We start from the raw sequence: 18,840 nt of genomic DNA on the forward strand, positions 1-18,840 counted from the left end.
GGGCCCTGAGGGGTCCGGCCCACCGCTCGCGTACATCCCGAGGTCAGCGCTCGTACTCGGCGAGATAGCCCAGCACCTCGTCCACGTGCGGGCGTACCCGTGCGGGGACGCCTCCCTCCTCGATGATCGTGCGGTCACTGGTGCGGTAGCCGGCCGCGACCAGCGCGGGCAGGTCCTTCTTCGGCAGACCCGCCTGTTTGAAGCGCTGGTCGAGCCAGCACACGTACAGGCTCATGGTGGCGATCGCGTCCGGCGGCGACATGTGGTCCTTGTCGCCGTCCCCGTCCCCGTCCACGGCCCAGGCCCGGAACACCGACGGCGTCCACATCGCGATGCCGTACTCGTCGCTCTCCGGGCGGGCGGCGTTCGCGTCGAAGCCGCTCTCGGCCTTGAGCAGCGCGGCGAGCAGGGCGGGGGTGATCTCCTCGTCGGTGCAGCGGTGGGCGGCGCGGGCGATGACGGGGCGCAGCGCCTCGGGTACGTCGGAGTCCTCCGGGATCTCACCGGACACCGGGCTCCGCGCGCCGGTGACGGCGGCGGGCGTGCCGCGCTCCCGGTCGTCGTCCCGGGTGTCGCCGCCCCCGCCGAGGAGTGCCGCCCCGGCGAGTGCGGCGGCGGTCAGGACGACGAGCCCGGCCGCCACGGCCGGCACCAGGCGTCGCCGGCGGCGCGGACCACCGGTGAGGTCCTCGACGCGGCCGGCGACGCCACGGGCCGTGTGCGGGAGCCGGGTGGCGTGGTCCGGCGCCAGGCAGTCGGCGATCAGCCGACGCATGCCCTCGTCGGGGCCGGCGTCGAGCCGCAGGGGTGCGGTGCCGCGTGCGTAGGACTGGGCGGCGAGGGAGCGGGCCCGGGCCGTCGCGCCCGGGAAGGGGTGGAGTCCGCCGGTGAGCACCTGGTGGGCGAGGACGCCGAAGGCCCAGATGTCGGCGGTGGGCCGGACGACGGCGCCCTGGGTGCCGGTGCGCTGGGACCACCACTCGGGCGGCAGGTGGTCGAGGGTGCCGAGCGGCGGAAGATGGGCGTGGGTACCGTCGAGTTCGGTGGCCAGCCCGAAGTCCGCCAGCCACACCTGCCCGCCCGCGCCCAGCAGAACGTTGGCGGGTTTGAGATCGCCGTGCACCCAGCCGGCGTCGTGCATGTGGGCCAGTCCGGCGGCGACCCCGCGCAGGACGCGGTCGGCGCCGTCGATCGGACCGCCGGTGGCGGCGGCGTCCAGGATGTCCTTCAGGCTGGCCTCGGCACGGTCCATGACCAGCGCGATGGCACCGTCCAGGGCGGGCAGGTCCGGTGCCTCGACGGTGCACACGGCGTGGGTCCGCACGAGGTGGGGATGATCTGCCTCGGCGCTGAACCGGACCTCGCGCTCCACGAGTTCATCGAGCGCGGCGCGCTGCCCGGGCCCCAGGGCGCCGGTCGGGAGCACCTTCACGGCCGCGGGCGTGCCGTCGGCGACGGTACGGGCCTCGTACACGGTCCCCCAGCCGCCGGAGCCGATGACCGCGCCCACCTCCCAGCCCTCGATCCGGAAACCCTCCGGGAGGCGGGGCGGTCCGGGTATCTCCAGGTCGTCCGGGACGTCGTCGGATCTGGTCATGCGCCGGCCTCCTGCGGCGTGAGCCGACCGGCGCCGCGGGACGGCAGCAGGCTGAGGTGCTCTTCGCGTACCAGGCCGAAGCGCAGGGCGACGGAGGCGAGCCGGGAGCGCTTGGCTCCGGTGCGGCCGCCGTCGGCACCGGTCGCGGTCTCCTCGCCGAAATCGAGGCGCAGTTTGGCGAAGGCCAGGTAGTCGATGTGGTAGTTGACCGCGGAGCGGGTCAGGTCCCGGCAGGACTCCAGCGGCCGCAGCCGCTCCACGATCTGGCCGACCCCGGGCAGCGCCGAGTCGGAGGGGTCGCGCAGCCGGGGTTCGCACAGGGCCACCAGCACGAGGAAGTACTTCGACGTCGGGTCCAGGGCGAAGGGGTGGACGGTCTGTTCCCCGCCGCCCGGCGCGGACCGCTCACCGAGGTAGGCGTGCTGGGGTGCGAACACCTTGAAGGCCGCGGTGCCGGACAGGGCCGGGAGCACCACGCGCGAGAACTCGAACGGCACCGGCGCGCCGAGCCGCCCCGGGGCGACGGTCAGGTACTCGCCGGCTCCCTCCAAATTCTCCACGACGTACGACACGCTCCGGCTGAAGTTGGACAGCCGCCAGTAGTCACCGGCCGCCTCCAGCTGCCCGGCCCGGCGCGAGATCCCGGGGTCGGTCAGCACGATGCGCACCCCCGCGCCGCCGGGCGTGCCGCGGCCGAAGTCGGCGATGTCCCCGGGCCCCAGATGGACCAGGTCGGGCCTGCCCGTCTCGTCCGAACCCCACTGTGCGGGCCCCGGCAACTGCACGATGATGGTTTCCACGCGGACTCCCCCGCTGATGACGCCCCCGATTTGGTCGCGAGGATTGTACGGGCGGATTCCGCTGGCCGCGGAGGCGGCAGGGCCCGCGTCAGCCGGCTGTCCGCGGACGGCGTGCGACGAACACGAACTCCCGGCCCGGCCGGTCGGGCGCGTCGCGCACGTCCTCCACCGCATAGCCCTGCGCGACGAGTTCGGCCTCGACCTCTTCCCGCTCGCGGAAGCGCAGCGTCGAGTCCGACGTCAGCACCTGCCCGTCCGCCGCGAACACGTAGGTCCAGCGGAACGTCACCAGCGGCCCGCTCACGTCGAGCAGATCGGCCCAGGAGTCGACGGCGCCGACACCGGGCACGTGCGTCACGGTGTGCGTGGCCCCGCGGTTCCACTCCTCCCAGGCGCGGCGGGCCGGAATCCGGGTCTCGAACACGAAGCGGCCGCCGGGCCGCAGTGCCTCACGGGCCCCTCGCAGGGTCCTCCGCCAGTCCTCGGGGTCGACGACCGCCTGGGCGGCGTTGCCCGTCATCGTCGCGAGGTCGGCGGTCAGGGGCGGGAGGGTCGTCGCGTCGCCGTGGATCCACCGCACCCGCTCGCTGCCCGGCTTGCCCCGGGCCACGTCCAGGGACGCGGCGGCGGGGTCGGCGCCGACGACCTCGACGCCGCGTTCCGCCAGCGACAGCGCGAACACGCCCGTGCCGCAGCCGATGTCGAGCACTCGACGCGCCCCGGACTCCTCCGCCATCCGCAGGTACGGTTCGAGATCGGCGCGGTCGGGGTCGAGCGCGTCGTAGACCGCGGCGAGCCGTGGATGCCGGAAGCACTCGTCTGCCATGCGTCCGACGGTACGAAGGGCGGCTGCGGTGGGGCCACCGTTTTTCGGCGGCCGCCGACTCAGCCCAGGCAGATGACGAGCAGGCACAGCTCCTTGGGGTCGGAGTTCGAGGGAGACGTCGCGGCCGGAGTGGGGCTCGCCGCGGACGAGGGCGTCTCCGGGGAGGTCGGCTGCTGCGTGTCCGAGCCGCTCGCGGCGGCGGGCGGTGTCGTCTGCTCGGTCGACGTGGACTTGTTGGAGTTGCCGGTGACCGTGTCGACGGTGTTCGGGACGGTGGTCCTCGGCTGCGTCGTCTTCGGCAGCTCGCGAGGCGCGGCGGCCGCGTCCGTCCGGGGGTCCGCCGGGGTGCTGCGGGGAGCGGTGGCCCGGGGCTGCTCGCGCTGGGCGGTGCGGTCGGCGTGCGGCGGAGTCGTGGGCGTGGGTGAGGACCGCGGGGTCTCGCGCCGGGTCGACGTCGGTTCGGTGTACGTCGGCGCCTGTCCGTCGGCGCCGCCCATGGTCGTGTCCTCGGGTGCCGTGGCCGACTGCACGCCGTGCGTGGAGTCGCCGTTCATGGCGGCGACGGCCAGACCGCCTCCGACGAGCGCGACAGCGGTCGCCACCACGGCCCGGCGCTGGCTCTTCTTCCAGCGGGCCATCTGACGACGCCGTGCCGCGCGCCCCTGCTGCGGGGCCTGGTAGCCGTCGGCCCCGGTGGTGTCCGTGGTCTCGTGTCCGCCGGAGTGGTCCGTGTCCGGGGTCTCGTGGCCGTCGGGCGAGCCGGTGTACGCGAGGGGGAGCTCCCGCGTGCCGGCGTGGTTGCTGTCCCACACGCTGTCGTCGTCCCACACGTTCCCCTCGCGCCACGCGCCGGAGGCGGCCGGGTACTCCCACGCGGCCGGGCCGGTACGGCCGTCGGCGGCGGAGGGGTCGATGCCCGGGGCGCAGGCGCCGCACCCCGGGCAGACCAAGGCGCCGTTGAGGTGCCGACGGCACGAGGAGCAGTAGTCCATGTGTGGTCTTCCCGATCTTGCTGTGCCGACGGCTTGCCCGCCGCAGCCTGGTCACGTTCGCACGTGGGATCGAGCCGTAACGCTAACGAGACTTTGAAAGGGGGATGTGCAGCCTGTGTGACACCCCTGAGCAGATCCTCTGGATCTCACGTGTGCCGTAAGCGACCCGTGACTGAAGGTGGCGGGGCGTGGGCATGCTCGGGCGCCTACCGAGGCCGGGCCCGAAGTCCGGCCTAGGTTCCCGCCGCAGACGGCCACCCTGTCCGCGCCAGGAGCGCGTCCGTCACTTGGTCCACGGTGTGCCCGTCGGTGTCGATGCGCAGGTCGCCCACGCCCGCGTCGTCCAGCGCGGCGGCCGTGGCCACCGCCTCGTCGGCGACCTCCAGCAGACGCTCGGCGGGCCGGCCGCGCAGCGGATCACCCGGCCGTGGCCAACCGCCGCCACTCCCCCGCCGCATGATCCGCCGCGTCAGTTCCTCCCGCCCGGCGTGCAGCCGGCACAGTGTGAACTCGGCCCCGGGCAGCGCCGCGGCATACACACCGACCGCGGCCGGCCCCTCAACCGGCCCGGTCACCACCAGCGCCTGCGCCCCGGCAGACCGGTAGGTCCGCCACAGGGCCGCCAGGTTCCCGGCCCTGACGCGATGACCGCCGGCGCCCTCGGCCGGCAGGGGGTGACAGAATCCGACCTGCTCCAGATCGACGTACGCGGCGGTGAACCCGGCGCGCAGCACCCGCTGGTAGACCGCGAAGCCGACCGTCGACTTGCCGACGCCGCTCGCCCCGCACAGCCACAGAACAGGGCCGTCGGCGGGCCGCCGGTCCCCGGGCCCGTCGGCCGACTCCGCCACGTCGGTCTCCGCCGACGGAACGGACCCGGGCCATCCACCGGTCCGTTCCCGCACGAGCCGCACCACCTCCGGCACCGTCACACCACCGGTGTCGACACACACATCGGCGACGTCACTCGCGTCGAGGGCATCGGCCTCCCGCCGCACGGCGTCGAGCAGTTCGGGAGCACCGCCGCGCCCGAGGAAACGCCGCAGCAGCTCGTCCCGGCCGGCGCGCAGCCGGCACACCGTCACCGCGGCCCCCGGCAGGCCGGCGAGCTCGACGCCCCGCTCGGGGTCGACGACACCCGAGACGACGAGACACCGGGCCCCGGCCCGCCGGAACCCGTCCGCCACGGCAGCGAGGTTCCGCGCCTTCATACGATGCCGGCCCGGGTCCGCCGCCGGCTCCGGGTAGCAGATGCCGAGTTGGTCGATATCGGTGAACGCGGCCCGCATGCCCGCCTGGTCGAGCTCCCGGTACAGCTGCCAGGCGACGGTCGTCTTGCCCACTCCCGGCGGACCGCACAACCACAGAACAGGAATCACGAAACGTGATTCTCGCGCCCCCGCGTCCCCAACTCACCTAATTTTCCTACGAACTGATGCACAACCCTTTGGATGCCCGGTGGGTCACACCATGCAGGAGCAACCACCTCGAAGAGTTGCAAGGGGGAAATATGAGATTCACCCGTTCCGTCCTGGCCGCGTCCGCCTTGGCGGCACTGACCGTGGGGACCACGACCGCCCTGACGTCACCCGCCTCCGCCGCGCCCAACACCACTCCGCAGAAGGTCTGCGGAAGCGCCTACAAGACCGTGAACTCGGCGGCCGTCGGTTCCCTGGGCACCGTCTACCTGACGTACAACGCCTCCAACGGGAAGAACTGCGTCACGACCATCCGCAACAACCCGGGTACCGCCGTGGACATGTCCGCGTGGATCTACGTCCCCGACACCGAGGAAAGCGACGAGGACGCCGGGCGCTTCACGTCCTTCGCCGGACCGACCTACGTCTACGGCAAGGGCCACTGCGTCGACTGGGGCGGCAACATCAACAACGTGTACGTGCAGGTGCACGGCTCCAACTGCGGCGCCCTGAAGGAACACCGGGTCACGTTCACCCGCTGACCGGCCCCCTGAACCACCTTGAAACACCCCCTACCGGGCCATCACGTTCCCGCCGCCGTCGCGCGGGAGCAGTGGTGGCCCGGTGCCGGTTCTCTGGCGCGCCGCACGGCAGTTGTACTGCTCACGCCTCGCCGCGTACTTTCAGCACCGCCTTGTTGAGCACCCACAGTCCGATGCCGATGGCCACCAGCACGCCCGCCCGGATGTAGACCTCCACGGGCCGGTCGGACAACGGGCTGGCCAGGATCAGGGCGGTGATCGCGCCGAGCACCGGCAGGGCGGTCGGCGTACGGAAGTGCTGGTGTTCGACACGGTCGCGGCGCAGGACGAGGACGGCGATGTTGACGACGGCGAAGACGCACAGCAGGAGGAAGGCCGTGGTGTCGCCGAGGCCCTCGATCTCCCCGGTGGAGACCAGGCCGATGGCGAGGAGCGAGACGAAGACGATGCCGACGACCGGGGTGCGGCGCCGGGGCAGTACGCGGCCCAGGGCTCGCGGCAGGATGCGTTCGTTCGCCATGCCGTAGCAGAGGCGGGACGCCATCATGATGTTGATCAGTGCCGAGTTGGTGACCGCGAACAGCGCGATCAGGGCGAAGAGTTTGGGCGGGAAGTCGATGCCGCCGACCTTGACGACCTCCAGCAGCGGGCCGCTGGAGTCCTCCAGCACGCGGTAGTCGACGAGCAGCGAGGAGACCAGCGCGACCAGGACGTAGATGGTGCCGGTGACGGCGACGCCGGTGAAGATGGCGCGCGGGAACGTCCGCACCGGATCCTTGGTCTCCTCGGCCATGTTGACGGAGTCCTCGAAGCCCACGAAGGCGAAGAAACCGAGGGCCGTCGCCCCCAGCACGCTGGTGAGCAGCGCGTAACCGGTGCCCTCCGCCTGGAACTCACCGAGCCGGGAGGGTTCACCGTCACCGGTCAAAACAGCCCAGGCGCCGATCGTGAGGATGACGAGCAGGCCGGTCAGTTCGACCACGGTGAGGACCACGTTGGTCTTCACGGACTCCGACACGCCTCGCAGGTTCAGGGCCGCGAGGGCGAGGATGAACAGGATCGCGATGAGGGTGGGCGGGAAGAAGTCCGTGAACTCGGACAGGTAGTCGCCGCTGAAGGCGCGGGCCGCCGCGCTCGCCGAGGAAAGGCCCGAGCACATGACCATGAAGGCGACGATGAAGGTCAGGAACGGGACCTGGAACGCCTTCTGGGTGTAGAGCGCGGCTCCGGCCGCCTTCGGGTACTTGCCGACGAGCTCGACGTACGAGGCGGCCGTCAGGATCGCTACGACGAACCCGATGACGAACGGCAGCCACAGTGCCCCGCCGACCTTGCCGGCGACCTGACCGGTGGTGGCGTAGATACCGGTGCCGAGGATGTCGCCGATCACGAACAGAATCAGCAGTTTCGGGCCGATGGCACGTCGCAGAGGGGTGTCGTCCCCTCGCTCCGGCGCGGCGGCTGCATCACTGTCGGTTGCGGACACGAAGACTCCCTGAGGCGTTCGGCACGGACCGGAACAACGTCTCCCCTGCCCGGCAGACCAGTTGGTGATGCCTTGATGCCTTGACGTTGTCCACGACCCCGGCGCATCTCGTCCGCGGGGGGGGATCATGGACGGGACACCGCACGGACCCGCTACCGATGAGGACTTATTCCCCCATGCCTGTGCCTGCCGACCCGACGGTCCTGCATCCGATGCCCGAACAGCCCCGGGTGGTACTGCTCAAACCACTCGTGAAGTCCCCACTGATCGAGGACGGGGAGTACTCCTACTACGACGACCCGGACGACCCCACGGCGTTCGAGACGCGCAACGTGCTCCACCACTACGGACCGGAGAAGCTGATCATCGGCAGGTTCTGTGCTCTGGGCACGGGAGTGCGGTTCATCATGAACGGCGCCAACCACCGCATGGACGGCCCCTCGACCTTCCCCTTCCCCACCATGGGCGGCTCCTGGGCCGAGCACTTCGACCTGCTCACCGGCCTGCCGAACCGGGGCGACACCGTCGTCGGCCACGACGTCTGGTTCGGCCACGGCACGACGATCATGCCCGGCGTGCGGATCGGGCACGGCGCGATCATCGCCTCCGGCGCCGTGGTCACCGGCGACGTGCCCGACTACGGCATCGTCGGCGGCAACCCGGCCCGCCTCATCCGTACCCGCCACAGCGACGAGGACGTCGCCCGGCTGCTGGCGGTGGCCTGGTGGGACTGGCCCGCGGAGCACATCACCGAGCACGTGCGGACGATCATGTCGGGCGCCATCGACGACCTGGAGGCCGCCCGGCCCGACGCCTGAGCCGGCGCCGCCCCTGACATCATCCTGTGGCGCCGCTGCCGGCCGTGCTGACCGTCACGTGCTGGATGCGGTCGCGCGGTCGACGCCGCGGAATGCCCGCCTTCCCCGCGATGAGTTCCGGCCGCGTCATGAGTCTGTTCCGGGGAGCCTCGTACGACGCTCCCCGGCACAAGCCACCGCGGAGGACACCATGACGACCACGCCGAGCGAACCGCCCACCACACCGCCCGGCCGCCCGCCCATCGTCGACCTGGCCACCTGGCAGGCCGCACGCGACGAGCTCCTGGTCCGCGAGAAAGCCCACACGCACGAGGGCGACGCCCTCGCCGCGGCCCGTCGCCGGCTGCCGATGGTGGAGTCCGACGGGACGGTCGAGGTAGTCGGACCCGACGGCCCGGTCCCGTTCCTCGACCTGTTCCAGGGCCGCGACGAGCTCGTGGTCTACAAGCACATGTGGTACGACGGCGCGCCGCACCAGGGGCAGTGCGAAGGCTGCACCACCACCGCCTGGCATCTGAAGGACGCCGTCTACCTCAACGCCCGCGGCGTCTCGTTCGCCGTCCTGACCACGGGCCGGTGGGACGAGGTGGCCTCGTACATCGAGTTCATGGGCTACACCCAGCCCTGGTATTCGGTGCGGGGCGTGGAGGCGCCGGTCGGCGGAGAAATGGGGTACCTCACGTGCTTCCTGCGCGACGGCGACCGCGTGTTCCTCACCTACTCCACGACGGGTCGTGGCAACGAGCGGGTCAACGGATCCCTCTGCCTGCTCGACATGACGCCCTACGGCCGCGGCGAGGCGTGGGAGGACAACCCCGAGGGCCGGCCCGAGGGACATGCCCCGTGCTGGTCCTGGCGTTCGGACGCGGACGGCAACGCCACCTGGGGTCCGACCAGCCGCCCCGTAGCGCAGTGGACGCGCCCCGGCGCGACCCCGGTGGAGACCCTCGGCCGGCACGGCCACCACCACTGACGCGCCCTCGCCGAGCAGCGCGGACTCACGGAGGGCGGGCAGTGCTTGTCCATGTGCGTGGCGCCGGGTGGGCTGTCGGCCTCGGTCAGTCGGTGCGGTCGGACCAGCCCTGCGGGAGGTCTGCGGGGGCCGTGGCGATGACCGTCTCGTCGTCGGGGCCGACGTACTCGAAGAGGGTGATCTTCGCGAATTCCGGGACGACGTAGACCGGATAAGTCGGGCCTTCGTCGCGGTACTTGCGCATCTCGTCGAGGTGGTCGTTCTGGTAGAGGACGGTGCGTTCGCCGTGCTCCTCGACCCAGCGCGGGAAGAAGATCACGCCGTGCAGGCGGCGCTTGCCGGGCATGACATTGACGGAGACCGACGTACCGGTGGGCTCGTTCCAGGAGATCTTGTAGTGGTCGTCGTCCAGTTGGACGAGGTCGACCCGCTGATCCTTGACCCAGCGGCCGTCCACCATGCCGGAGTGGATCCGGTAGCCGATGGTGGTCGGGTTCTTCACGTACATCTCGTACTGCCAGCCGTTGGCGTAGGTGTAGATGAAGCGGTGGCCGACGATGCCGGAGAGCTCCTGCGCGGGGACAGGGTTCTCGACGGTGGTCACGTGTGCTCCGTTGCTGGCCATGTGGGTATCTCCTCGCTGCCGCGATGCCTCTGCGGCAGCAGTACGAGTAGCCCCGTTCGCATAGGCGCAACATCGTTGCGGCGCGAGGGTTCGGAAGGCGGGGACATGAGGCGTGACGAGCTGATCCGGCCGGTGCCGGAGTTGTTACGGCGGCACCCCGAGGCGGCTGCGCACCGGGTCGCCTACTCCGACTCCTCGCGCAGCGTCACCTACGCCGAGCTGGAGCGGCGCACGCGCTCGCTGGCCGCCTACCTCCACCCTGCTGGCCTGCGTACCCGCGACGTATCACCGGCTGCTCGACTCGGGCGGCGAAGCCCCGCCGTAGCTGCGGATGTGCGTCGCGGCCGGCGCCCCGAGTGGCCCGGCTCTGCGCGCGGCCGTGGAGGAGACCCTCGGGGCGCCGCTGCTGGGCGCGTACGGCAGTACCGAGACCTGCGGCATGATCGCCTGCGGACCGCCCGTCCCGGGCATGGACGTACGCGTCGTCGACCCGCGGAGCGGCGAGGACGTCCCGGACGGGGCCGAGGGCGAGGTCTGGGTGCGTGCGCCGAGCCTGATGACCGGGTACCACGCGCAGCCCGAGGCGACGGCCGCCGCGCTGCGGGACGGCTGGTACCGCACCGGCGACCTCGGCCGCCGCGTCGAGCACGGCCGTCTCCGGCTCACCGGCCGGGTCGGCGAGCTGATCATCCGCGGCGGCGAGAACATCCTCGTCGCCCCGGTGCTGTCCAGCGCAATGCATCTCGCGACCTGCGGCGGGCTGCTCGCCGCCCGGTCCATCAACAGCTGCCTTGCCGGAAGCCTGGACGAAGACCGCCTGTTCGCCGAGTTCGAGACCCGCCACCGGCACGAGTACGGCCTGTTCCACGAGTTCCTGGTCTCCTCCTACGACATGCGCCAGGACGAACGGTCCTACTTCTGGAAGGCCCGCAAGGTCACCAGCGTCGGTACGACGGAACTCGAGGCGTTCGTCGAGCTGGTGGGCGGCCTGGCGTCGGGCGACGCGTCGCTCACCGAGGCGGCCGGGCCGGCGGGCGAACGGCTCACCGCGGTCGCCGACGACTTCGAGCGAGCCGTGCGCCGCCTCCCCGACGCCGACGACCTGCGCAATCCGCTCTACGAGTCCGAGAGCTTCCGGCAGGTGTTCCAGGAGGGACCGTCCCACAGGAACGCCGGGGTGTTCGGCGGGCCGTTGGAGTCCGAGGCACTGCTGCGACCCGGCGGCCTGGTGGCGTCGGAGGACGGGCCGGCCTGGGTCGAGCCTGAGGGGCGATAGCCTGCGTCACATGATGCGCGCCTGGATCTCGCCGACGCTGTTCGTGCTCTGCGGCTCCGCCGTCGCGATTGGGCTGTTCTCGGAGAACGCCGGCGCGGCCACAGCAGTCCTGCTGGTGTTCCTGGTGCTCGCGGGCGTCAACTCGCCCCTGGTCTTCCCGAGGTCGTCCGGTGCGCTGGAGGCACACGCCGCAGCGCGGTCGACGCCAGGCCGGCCGTCTTCTGGCGGCCGGGCTGCAAGTACTGCGTACGACTGCGCTTCCGGCCGGGCCGCAGCGCCCGCCGGTTGCATTGGGTCAACATCTGGCGTGACCCGGCGGGAGCCGCGGCGGTGAGGGCAGCCAACGACGGCAATGAGACCGTGCCGACTGTCGTCGTGGCGGGCCGGCCGCACACCAACCCCGATCCTGATCGGGTGCGCGAACAGGTCTCCCGTTCCGCGTGGTCAGAAGCCATGCGGTCGGAACTCAACCTCTGGCGCCACCAGCTCGGGAAAGTGCCCGAGTCAGTGTGGCAGCGCACCGAGCTGGAGGTGCTGATTCTGGCGGACAACGGGCTCACCGAACTCCCCTCCGAGATCGGGCGACTCCACCGGCTCACGACCCTGGACCTCGGCCACAACAAGCTCACGTCGATTCCTGACGCTCTGGGCGACCTGGCCGAACTCAGCGGCTGCCTCTATCTGCACGACAACAGCCTGTCCCGGCTCCCGGACACGCTGGGAAACCTGACGCGGCTGCGCTATCTCAATGTCGGTGAAAACCCTCTCACCGCCCTGCCCGAAACCATCGGCCGGATGACCGAGCTGATCGAACTTCGCGCCCAGCACAGCCGGCTGACCAAGTTGCCCGCGGGCATCGGCTGCCTCCGCAAGCTGCGCGAACTCTGGCTCCGGGAGAACAAGCTCACCAGTCTGCCGGCCTCGATCACTGAACTGGAGGAGCTACGGCACCTGGACCTGCGGGAGAACGCGCTCGACGAGCTACCGGAGCCCTTGCTGCGCCTTCCCCGGCTTCGCCAGCTCGACCTGCGCAGCAACCGCATCGTCCAGCTGCCGGACTGGGTCGCACGGATGCCCGCGCTGGAGAAGCTGGATCTGCGCTGGAACCCCTGCGCGCCATCCCCGCACCTGCTCACCGAGCTGGAACAGCGCGGCTGCGTGGTCCTGCTGTGAACTGCCTGCACATGAGCCCACCCAGATATCCATGCCGACCGTGATCGCTGCTTCTGCGGGGGCCCTCGATGGGCGGCCTGAACGTCAACTGGTGTGCGAAATCGCCCGGTTATGATCACCGGACCGGGTGCTGCACGGCTCCGGAAGGGCATTCGAATGGGGAGAGTGCTGATGACGGAGCATCATCTCAAGTTCGCAGTGGTCGGGGTCGGGGGACTCGGCGGATTCTTCGGCGGGCGGCTCGCCGCTGCCGGGCACGACGTCACGTTCGTCGCGCGCGGCGCCCATCTGGACGTCCTGCGGCGCGACGGGCTGACGGTCCGGGGGCCGGACACGGACCTGCACGTCGAGCGGGTGCGCGCTGTCGGTGACAGCCAGGACGTCGGTGAGGCCGACGTCGTGCTGCTCTGCGTCAAGATGGCTCAACTGGACGAGGCGCTCGAGCGATTGAAGCCGGTGATCGGTCCCGGCACCGCTGTCGTCACCGTGCAGAACGGAGTGGATGCGCCGCAGCAGGTGGCCGACGCGCTCGGGCGGGACGCCGTACTGCCCGGCATCGCCCGTGTCAACACGTACCTGGAGGCCCCGGGCGTGGTGCGGCACGTCGGCGGCCTGGGCGCGCTGGCGTTCGCCGAGTGGGACAACCGGCCGTCCGACCGTGTGAGGCAACTGCGTGCTGTGCTCGGCGCGGCGGGCGTGAAGTCGCCCGCGCCGGACGACGTCTGGGCCGACCTGTGGGCGAAGTTCCTGTTCGTGGCGCCCTGCGGCGGGCTCGGTGCCGTCACGGGCGAGCCGTTCGGGGTGCTGCGGTCCCGGCCCGGCACGCGCGCCGTTCTCCGCGACGCCATGACGGAGGTGCAGGCCGTCGCGGGGGCCCGTGGCGTCGCCCTCCCCGACGACATCGTGGCGACGTCCCTCGACTTCCTCGACCGCCAGCCCGCCGAGGGCACGCCCTCGCTCCATCGCGACATCCTCGCGGGCCGGCCGAACGAGCTCGAGGCGTGGACCGGCGCGGTGGTCCGGCTCGGCGCCGCCACGGGCACACCGACCCCGGTCAACTCCCTGCTGTACGAACTGGCGGCGCTGCGGGCGGACCGGGCCGCCAACTGACCGCGGGGGCCGTGGCACGCCCGTGTCCTGGTGGCTGCACCATCTCAGGGGCCGCTCTGCTCGCGGTCGGTGCGGCTCGGCCCGTCGAAGGGTTGGTGCCCTTCGTGGGGCTCGCCTGAGGCGGTGGCCCGACATGTCGCACCAGATCGAGTAGCCGACACCGCCATCGAGGAGGGCCGGGACCTGTCCTCGATGAGCGGCAGCCTGGCCGACACCGTCTGCCGTCTGCCGCCGGCCAGACGGCCCGGTCTCACTTCAGGTGCCGGCCGAAGAACCGGGCCCCGTCCTCCACCTCGAACCACGGGGTGCCGGTGTGCCCGCCCATATTGGCGTGCAGCGTCTTCTCCTTGGTGCCGAAGGCGTCGAACAGGTCCAGGGCCCGTTGCCGGGGGTTCCCTTCGTCGTCCCACTGCATCAGGAACAGCAGCGGAATGGCGACCTGCCGGGCCTCCTCGCGCTGGGCGCGGGGTACGTAACCCCCGGCGAAGAACCCGGCGGCCGCGATGCGCGGCTCTACCACCGCCAGCCGAATGCCGACGGCGGTCCACCCCGAGTACCCGACCGGGCCGCCGATCTCGGGCAGCGAGAGGAGGGCGTCCAGGGTGGTCCGCCATTCAGGGACCGCCTTTTCGACCAGCGGGCCGATGAAGGACTCGAAGATCTCGTCGACCGGCTCGCCGGCCTGCATAGCCCGGCGGAGGTCGGCGCGGGCCTGCTCGTCGGCGGCGGAACGGGGCCGGTCACCGCACCCGGCGGCGTCGATGGTGGCCACCGCGTAGCCGCGCGCCGCGGTGTACCGGGCCCGGGCCACCAGCCGGGGTTCCGCCTTGGGCAGGCCATTGTTGTGGGCCATCAGGACCAGCGGTGAGGGTACGGATTCGGGCGTCCACAGGGTGCCGGGGATCTCGCCGAGGGTGAACTCACGTTCGAGGACGCCGTCGTCGAGGCGCTGCTCGGAAGTGAATCGCATGGTCGTGCCTTTCAGGAGTGCTCTGGAACGCTCCCGGACGACCTATCGCCCGGCCGTGACCCCGGAGGGGAGCAACTTGTCGATACTGCGTTCACGGGTACCACCTCCTCGTTCTCTCGCACGGCCTCCGGAGGAGTAGCAGTGGTCGCCGTGGTCCGCCAACGGTTTTCGCAGTGGCTCCGTGGCCGGACGCCAAGGAGTCACTGAGGTTTTCTCAACGAAATGGTCTCGTGAGGTGACTCGGCTCAGCGGATTCCGCGAGCCGCGATGAGTCCTGCGGCGTCCGGCGGTCGTACTGTCGAACCCCTCATTCGAGGAGGACTGCTGATGCGCAGCGTGACCTATTCGATGAGCGTCTCACTTGACGGCTACATCGTCGGGCCGGACGGCAGCTTCGACTGGACCGTTCCCGACGAGGAGGTCTTTCGCTTCTGGATCGACGAGATTCGTCAGGTCGGCGTCCACCTGTTGGGGCGACGGCTGTACGAGACGATGCTGTACTGGGAGACCGCCGACCAGAATCCCTCGCTCGACGACTCCGAGCACGAGTGGGCCGCGCTCTGGAAGCCGCTCCCCAAGGTGGTGTTCTCCACGACGCTGTCGGCGGTGCAGGGCAATGCCCGCCTGGCCTCCGGCGGCCTGGTGGAGGAGATCGAGCGGTTGCGAGCCGAGCCGGGGGAGAGCGACATCGCGATCGGCGGCGCGACTCTCGCCGCCGAGGCGGCCGCGTCGGGTCAGATCGACGAGTACCGGGCCATGGTCTACCCGGTGCTGGTCGGCGGTGGCATTCCGTTCTTTCCCCAACGCGAACGCCGGGTGGATCTCGAACTCGTCGAGACCCGCACCTTCAGCTCGGGAGTCGTCTACCTCCGCTACCGCGTGGCGCGTTAGCCGGCTCGTCCGCCGAGCCCGAGGAAGAGCGGGCCAGTCGGGCGGTGATGGAGGAAGGCAGGACAGGCACGTGACCTTCCGCTTGACCGGTGGTGATCGTGGAGCTGTCGTTTCCAGGGCTGCGCCCGGCCGGACCGCCGGACGGGCGTAGCCCTGGACAAGATCACCGGAGCTTTTCCTCCATCACCGCCATCATCGTCCAATGCGGGAGCGAACCCGATGCCGACGTAGAGCGTGACACCGGTGGAGCCGCCCAGCTGGTCGGCGGCTCGCTGGACGCCGGAGGCGATGCCGGCGTCATCCTCGGTCACTCCGGTCACCGCGACGTACTGGAGCCCGACAATCCCGAACCCCATCCCGGCCGCGATGAGCATCAAGGCCGGAATCATCGCCCAACCGGTGGCCCCGAGGGAGGAGACCAAAGCGAGCGAATTGAGAATGCCTGAAAACACCGAGTGCTCCGTTGCCCAGAAGAGGTTCCGAGCAGCACGAACGTGCCGCTCCGGTCCCACCACGGAGCGACAGAACGTTCAACAGAAGTGAGACGAACCCCCGCCGCTAGCGGAGCGTCCTCGTCACCGCGGCACAAGCCGCGCACGAAGCACCTGACATGCCGCCGATGCTACCGAAGCCGACGCCAAGTCGTGGAGAAGGTGCAGATGGCGGCCGGGAAGGGGACCCCGGCGTTAGACGGGCGGGGCTCAGTGAGGGCCCCCCGGCGTTAGACGGGCGGGGCTCAGTGAGGGCCGTTGCCCGAGGAGTACGCCCGGCCAGGGTCGCGGAGACGCACCGCGAGCCGGGCCGATACCTGCCGGGCCGGGGCGTCGAGCTTCACGGCGGCACCAGGCACGCCGGCCGAACCCCTCCGCGGCACGGGCAGGAAATCCCCCACACGGGACGATCTTGGTTGATATACACTGCGCCCGACTTGTTCGAACAGTTCGGCGAATCCGTGCCAACCGATTCGTCTTGCCCGGGGGGGGCCTTCCCATGACTTCGCAGTCCCGCGCGGTGCTCGGCATCGCGCTCACTCCCGTCTTCGCTCTGGCGGCCGCCGACCCGGCCGCCGCCCACACCACCGCCACGGCCGCTGGCACCGCCACGGCCACTACCACCGCCGGTACCGCTGTGGCGGCCGTCGAGACGCGCGCGCCTGGCCCGTGGGGCACCCGCGCCCTCCACGCCCCGGCCCCCAGGCCGGGTGAGGCCTCGGGCGGGCTGAACGCCCTGGTGTCGGCCGGGGACGGCGCCCTCGTCTCCCTCACCGTCGACGGGCGTTCCACCCGGATCCGGCCCGCGGGCAGCACTCGCTGGCTCACCCCGCAGACCTGGCCGGACGCCGGCGGATACAGCACCGAGTTGGTCTCGCTCGGCGACGGCTCGGTGCGCCTGGCCTGGCGGGCCAAGCGTGCCGACGACCACGGCAACCACTGGCTGAAGGTCGCCACCCTCACGCCCGGCGCAACCGCCTTCTCCGAGCCCGAATACGTCGCCGCGGTCTCCGAGAAGGGCTACCACCACCTGGCGGCGGCCCCCGACGGCCGGTTGGTCGCCGTGTGGTCGGCCTCCGGTGTCGTGAAGGCCGCCGAAAGGCCGGCCCGCAGGCCGCGTGGACCGCTCCGGCCGACCTCAACGAGCAGCCGCCGTCCGGCAGCCGCGACATCGCCAACATGGACCTCGCGGTCGCCGAGGACGGCACCGCCCTGCTGGTGTGGCAGTGGCAGGCGAGCAAGGCCGTCGTCGCTCTGGAGAAGGCCCCGGGCGCGTCCGCCTGGACCGTGGTCCAGGGCTTCCCGGTCCCGAACAAGGATCTCGCGCGCCCGAAGGTGTTCGCCGATCCGCAGGGCGGCTTCGACGTCTTCTACGACGACTTCGCGCACCTCATGCACTCCCGCCGACCCGCCGGCGCCACGCAGTGGAGCACCCCGCAATCCGCCGACAGCCATGGCAGCACGTACAGGATGACGGCGCCCGTCTACCTGCCCAACGGCGACCTCTTCGTGGCCGGCGGGCCCACCGCCCCCTGGTACGCGGTGCGTTCGGCGGCCACCGGCCTCTGGCTGCCGTACTCGCAGCCCTTCTCCGCCCACAAGAAAGTGCGTCATGTCGCTGCGGCCGCCACCTCGGGCGGCACGGTCACGGTGACGTGGCGGGAGGGCTACTCGTACGAGGAGTACACGATGGCCGCCGTCTTCAAGGGCGGCACCTGGTCCACCCCGCGGCGGCTGAGCGCGAGGAGCGCCCAGTTCACCGGGGCGCCGCAGGTGGCCGCCGACGCGCTCGGCCGGCCCGTCGTGCTGTGGGACGAGTACCTGCGGAGCGAGACGAACAACACCGTCCTGGACGGCGTGTACCAGGCCACCACCACCGGCCGCGCGCTGCCCAAGTGGCGTGACTACACGGACGACGGCAAGGCCGACCTGTTCGGCTGGGGCAGCGCCGGGTTCAAGGTGTACGCGGGTGACGCGACGAAGCTGACCGCGGGGCAGCGCGCGAGCGGCTGGCCGACGGGCACGCTCGTACTGCCCTTCGGCGACCTCGACGGCGACCGCTGCAACGACGTGTTCGTCCGCTCCCCGAAGGGCGAGGCCCGCGTCCACCCGACGACCTGCGGCGGCGCACTGCCCGACCAGCAGACGTTCTCCGTGAAGGTCTCCTCGGACTGGAGCGCGTACAACGCGGTCCTCTCGCCCGGCGACGTGACGGGCGACGGCAGGGCCGACCTGCTGACCCGGTCCGCCTCGACCGGGAAGCTGTACGTGTACGCGAACAACGGCGCGGGCGGCTTCAAGGCCCGCGCGCTCGCCGGATCCGGCTTCGGAGGCTACAAGAGGCTGATCGCCGCGGGAGACCTCAACGGCGACGGCAAGAACGACCTGCTGGCCATCGACGCGTCGAACGAGCTGTGGCGGTTCGACGGAACCGGCACCGGCACCTTCAAGCCGCGGTCACTGGTCTTCAAGGACTGGGGCACCTCCTACAAGGACGTGGTCGGCGGACTCGACCTGTCCGGCGACGGCCGGGCCGACCTGGTCTCACTCGACAAGGACGGCCGAGCCTGGCTGAACCGGGGCAACGGCAAGGGCGGTTTCGACAGCCGGTCCCAGGTCGGCAAGACCACGAACTGGTCGGACATCCGCATCTCCTGACGGCACGGATCCGGGGGCGTCCGGGACCGTGGGGCCGGCCCTGGAAGCGGGTTCGTATCTGACTCCGCTTCCACGGCGCGGCCGGCCCACCCGGCCCTCACGCCCCGGAGGGCGGACGCTGCCCGCCTCACCTCCCCGCGCGGCATCCCCTGCGTCGCCGGCAGATCCGCACACCATTCCGCTTCGACCGTGGA

Annotated in this window: 16 protein-coding genes and 2 pseudogenes; 9 read left to right on the plus strand and 9 right to left on the minus strand. The window is 71.2% G+C overall.

Translation table 11 applies throughout. The annotated features are described in order from the left end of the window. Positions 1-43: 43 nt before the first annotated feature. The 5 genes from V8690_RS02920 to V8690_RS02940 form a co-directional block, all read right to left on the minus strand. Positions 44-1,597, minus strand: a complete 1,554-nt coding sequence (locus V8690_RS02920) for a serine/threonine-protein kinase (protein ID WP_338775715.1) — start codon at positions 1,595-1,597, stop codon at positions 44-46. Then, positions 1,594-2,397 (minus strand): serine/threonine protein kinase, encoded by an 804-nt coding sequence (locus V8690_RS02925; RefSeq protein WP_338775717.1) that lies wholly within the window; start codon positions 2,395-2,397, stop codon positions 1,594-1,596. Before V8690_RS02925 ends, V8690_RS02920 begins: the two co-directional genes overlap by 4 nt. A gap of 88 nt (positions 2,398-2,485) precedes the next feature. Further along, complete coding sequence (locus V8690_RS02930) at positions 2,486-3,223, minus strand: class I SAM-dependent methyltransferase (protein ID WP_338775718.1); 738 nt, start codon at positions 3,221-3,223, stop codon at positions 2,486-2,488. A 59-nt stretch (positions 3,224-3,282) separates the two neighbouring features. Further along, positions 3,283-4,215 (minus strand): hypothetical protein, encoded by a 933-nt coding sequence (locus tag V8690_RS02935; RefSeq protein ID WP_338775720.1) that lies wholly within the window; start codon positions 4,213-4,215, stop codon positions 3,283-3,285. 233 nt (positions 4,216-4,448) lie between these two features. Next, a complete protein-coding gene (locus V8690_RS02940; RefSeq protein ID WP_338775721.1) occupies positions 4,449-5,594 on the minus strand; it encodes an AAA family ATPase in 1,146 nt (381 codons plus the stop codon). Between the two features lie 131 nt (positions 5,595-5,725). Between V8690_RS02940 and V8690_RS02945 the strand changes: the two genes are divergently transcribed. Further along, complete coding sequence (locus tag V8690_RS02945; protein ID WP_338775722.1) at positions 5,726-6,175, plus strand: spore-associated protein; 450 nt, start codon at positions 5,726-5,728, stop codon at positions 6,173-6,175. A 121-nt stretch (positions 6,176-6,296) separates the two neighbouring features. On the opposite strand, the gene V8690_RS02950 is transcribed toward V8690_RS02945, so the two are convergent. Continuing rightward, positions 6,297-7,661 (minus strand): APC family permease, encoded by a 1,365-nt coding sequence (locus V8690_RS02950; protein ID WP_338775723.1) that lies wholly within the window; start codon positions 7,659-7,661, stop codon positions 6,297-6,299. A 176-nt stretch (positions 7,662-7,837) separates the two neighbouring features. Here V8690_RS02950 and V8690_RS02955 point away from each other — a divergent pair, with 176 nt between their 5' ends. Together V8690_RS02955 and V8690_RS02960 are read left to right on the plus strand one after the other, a co-directional pair. Continuing rightward, positions 7,838-8,479, plus strand: a complete 642-nt coding sequence (locus tag V8690_RS02955) for a CatB-related O-acetyltransferase (protein WP_338775724.1) — start codon at positions 7,838-7,840, stop codon at positions 8,477-8,479. 190 nt (positions 8,480-8,669) lie between these two features. Next, on the plus strand, positions 8,670-9,452 hold the full coding sequence (locus V8690_RS02960) for a DUF899 family protein (protein ID WP_338775725.1): 783 nt from the start codon (positions 8,670-8,672) through the stop codon (positions 9,450-9,452). Between the two features lie 85 nt (positions 9,453-9,537). Here the strand turns inward: V8690_RS02960 and V8690_RS02965 are convergent, their stop codons facing one another. After that, positions 9,538-10,077, minus strand: a complete 540-nt coding sequence (locus V8690_RS02965; RefSeq protein WP_338775726.1) for a phenolic acid decarboxylase — start codon at positions 10,075-10,077, stop codon at positions 9,538-9,540. A gap of 331 nt (positions 10,078-10,408) precedes the next feature. On the opposite strand from V8690_RS02965, the gene V8690_RS02970 reads away from it, so the two are divergent. The 4 genes and pseudogenes from V8690_RS02970 (at position 10,409) to V8690_RS02985 (ending at position 13,636) form a co-directional block, all read left to right on the plus strand. After that, positions 10,409-11,353, plus strand: a complete 945-nt coding sequence (locus V8690_RS02970; protein WP_338775728.1) for an AMP-binding protein — start codon at positions 10,409-10,411, stop codon at positions 11,351-11,353. 10 nt (positions 11,354-11,363) lie between these two features. Next, positions 11,364-11,791, plus strand: a pseudogene (locus V8690_RS02975) (hypothetical protein); the annotation flags it as partial. A 15-nt stretch (positions 11,792-11,806) separates the two neighbouring features. After that, on the plus strand, positions 11,807-12,526 hold the full coding sequence (locus V8690_RS02980) for a leucine-rich repeat domain-containing protein (protein ID WP_338785226.1): 720 nt from the start codon (positions 11,807-11,809) through the stop codon (positions 12,524-12,526). 171 nt (positions 12,527-12,697) lie between these two features. Then, entirely contained in the window at positions 12,698-13,636 is a 939-nt protein-coding gene (locus tag V8690_RS02985) for a 2-dehydropantoate 2-reductase (protein WP_338775729.1), read from the plus strand. A gap of 250 nt (positions 13,637-13,886) precedes the next feature. Here V8690_RS02985 and V8690_RS02990 read toward each other — a convergent pair whose 3' ends face one another. Next, positions 13,887-14,606: an alpha/beta hydrolase gene (locus V8690_RS02990; RefSeq protein WP_338775730.1), complete on the minus strand. Its 720-nt coding sequence runs from the start codon at positions 14,604-14,606 to the stop codon at positions 13,887-13,889. Positions 14,607-14,933: 327 nt separating this feature from the next. On the opposite strand from V8690_RS02990, the gene V8690_RS02995 reads away from it, so the two are divergent. Continuing rightward, a complete protein-coding gene (locus V8690_RS02995) occupies positions 14,934-15,497 on the plus strand; it encodes a dihydrofolate reductase family protein (protein ID WP_338775731.1) in 564 nt (187 codons plus the stop codon). A gap of 206 nt (positions 15,498-15,703) precedes the next feature. Here the strand turns inward: V8690_RS02995 and V8690_RS03000 are convergent. After that, positions 15,704-15,928 (minus strand): annotated as a pseudogene (locus V8690_RS03000) (MFS transporter); the annotation flags it as partial. A gap of 1,125 nt (positions 15,929-17,053) precedes the next feature. Between V8690_RS03000 and V8690_RS03005 the strand changes: the two are divergent. Then, complete coding sequence (locus tag V8690_RS03005; protein WP_338775732.1) at positions 17,054-18,646, plus strand: VCBS repeat-containing protein; 1,593 nt, start codon at positions 17,054-17,056, stop codon at positions 18,644-18,646. Positions 18,647-18,840 lie beyond the last annotated feature (194 nt).

Origin of the sequence: Streptomyces sp. DG1A-41 (genome assembly GCF_037055355.1) — a bacterium.
Lineage (GTDB): Bacteria > Actinomycetota > Actinomycetes > Streptomycetales > Streptomycetaceae > Streptomyces.

Bases quoted from the DNA above. Each gene is read 5' to 3' on its own strand.
- V8690_RS02970 (WP_338775728.1), top strand. From the start codon at position 10,409: ATGTGCGTCGCGGCCGGCGCCCCGAGTGGCCCGGCTCTGCGCGCGGCC.
- V8690_RS02960 (WP_338775725.1), top strand. From the start codon at position 8,670: ATGACGACCACGCCGAGCGAACCGCCCACCACACCGCCCGGCCGCCCG.
- V8690_RS02935 (WP_338775720.1), bottom strand. From the start codon at position 4,215: ATGGACTACTGCTCCTCGTGCCGTCGGCACCTCAACGGCGCCTTGGTC.
- V8690_RS02930 (WP_338775718.1), bottom strand. From the start codon at position 3,223: ATGGCAGACGAGTGCTTCCGGCATCCACGGCTCGCCGCGGTCTACGAC.
- V8690_RS02920 (WP_338775715.1), bottom strand. From the start codon at position 1,597: ATGACCAGATCCGACGACGTCCCGGACGACCTGGAGATACCCGGACCG.
- V8690_RS02990 (WP_338775730.1), bottom strand. From the start codon at position 14,606: ATGCGATTCACTTCCGAGCAGCGCCTCGACGACGGCGTCCTCGAACGT.
- V8690_RS02965 (WP_338775726.1), bottom strand. From the start codon at position 10,077: ATGGCCAGCAACGGAGCACACGTGACCACCGTCGAGAACCCTGTCCCC.
- V8690_RS02985 (WP_338775729.1), top strand. From the start codon at position 12,698: ATGACGGAGCATCATCTCAAGTTCGCAGTGGTCGGGGTCGGGGGACTC.
- V8690_RS02955 (WP_338775724.1), top strand. From the start codon at position 7,838: ATGCCTGTGCCTGCCGACCCGACGGTCCTGCATCCGATGCCCGAACAG.
- V8690_RS02980 (WP_338785226.1), top strand. From the start codon at position 11,807: ATGCGGTCGGAACTCAACCTCTGGCGCCACCAGCTCGGGAAAGTGCCC.
- V8690_RS02995 (WP_338775731.1), top strand. From the start codon at position 14,934: ATGCGCAGCGTGACCTATTCGATGAGCGTCTCACTTGACGGCTACATC.
- V8690_RS02945 (WP_338775722.1), top strand. From the start codon at position 5,726: ATGAGATTCACCCGTTCCGTCCTGGCCGCGTCCGCCTTGGCGGCACTG.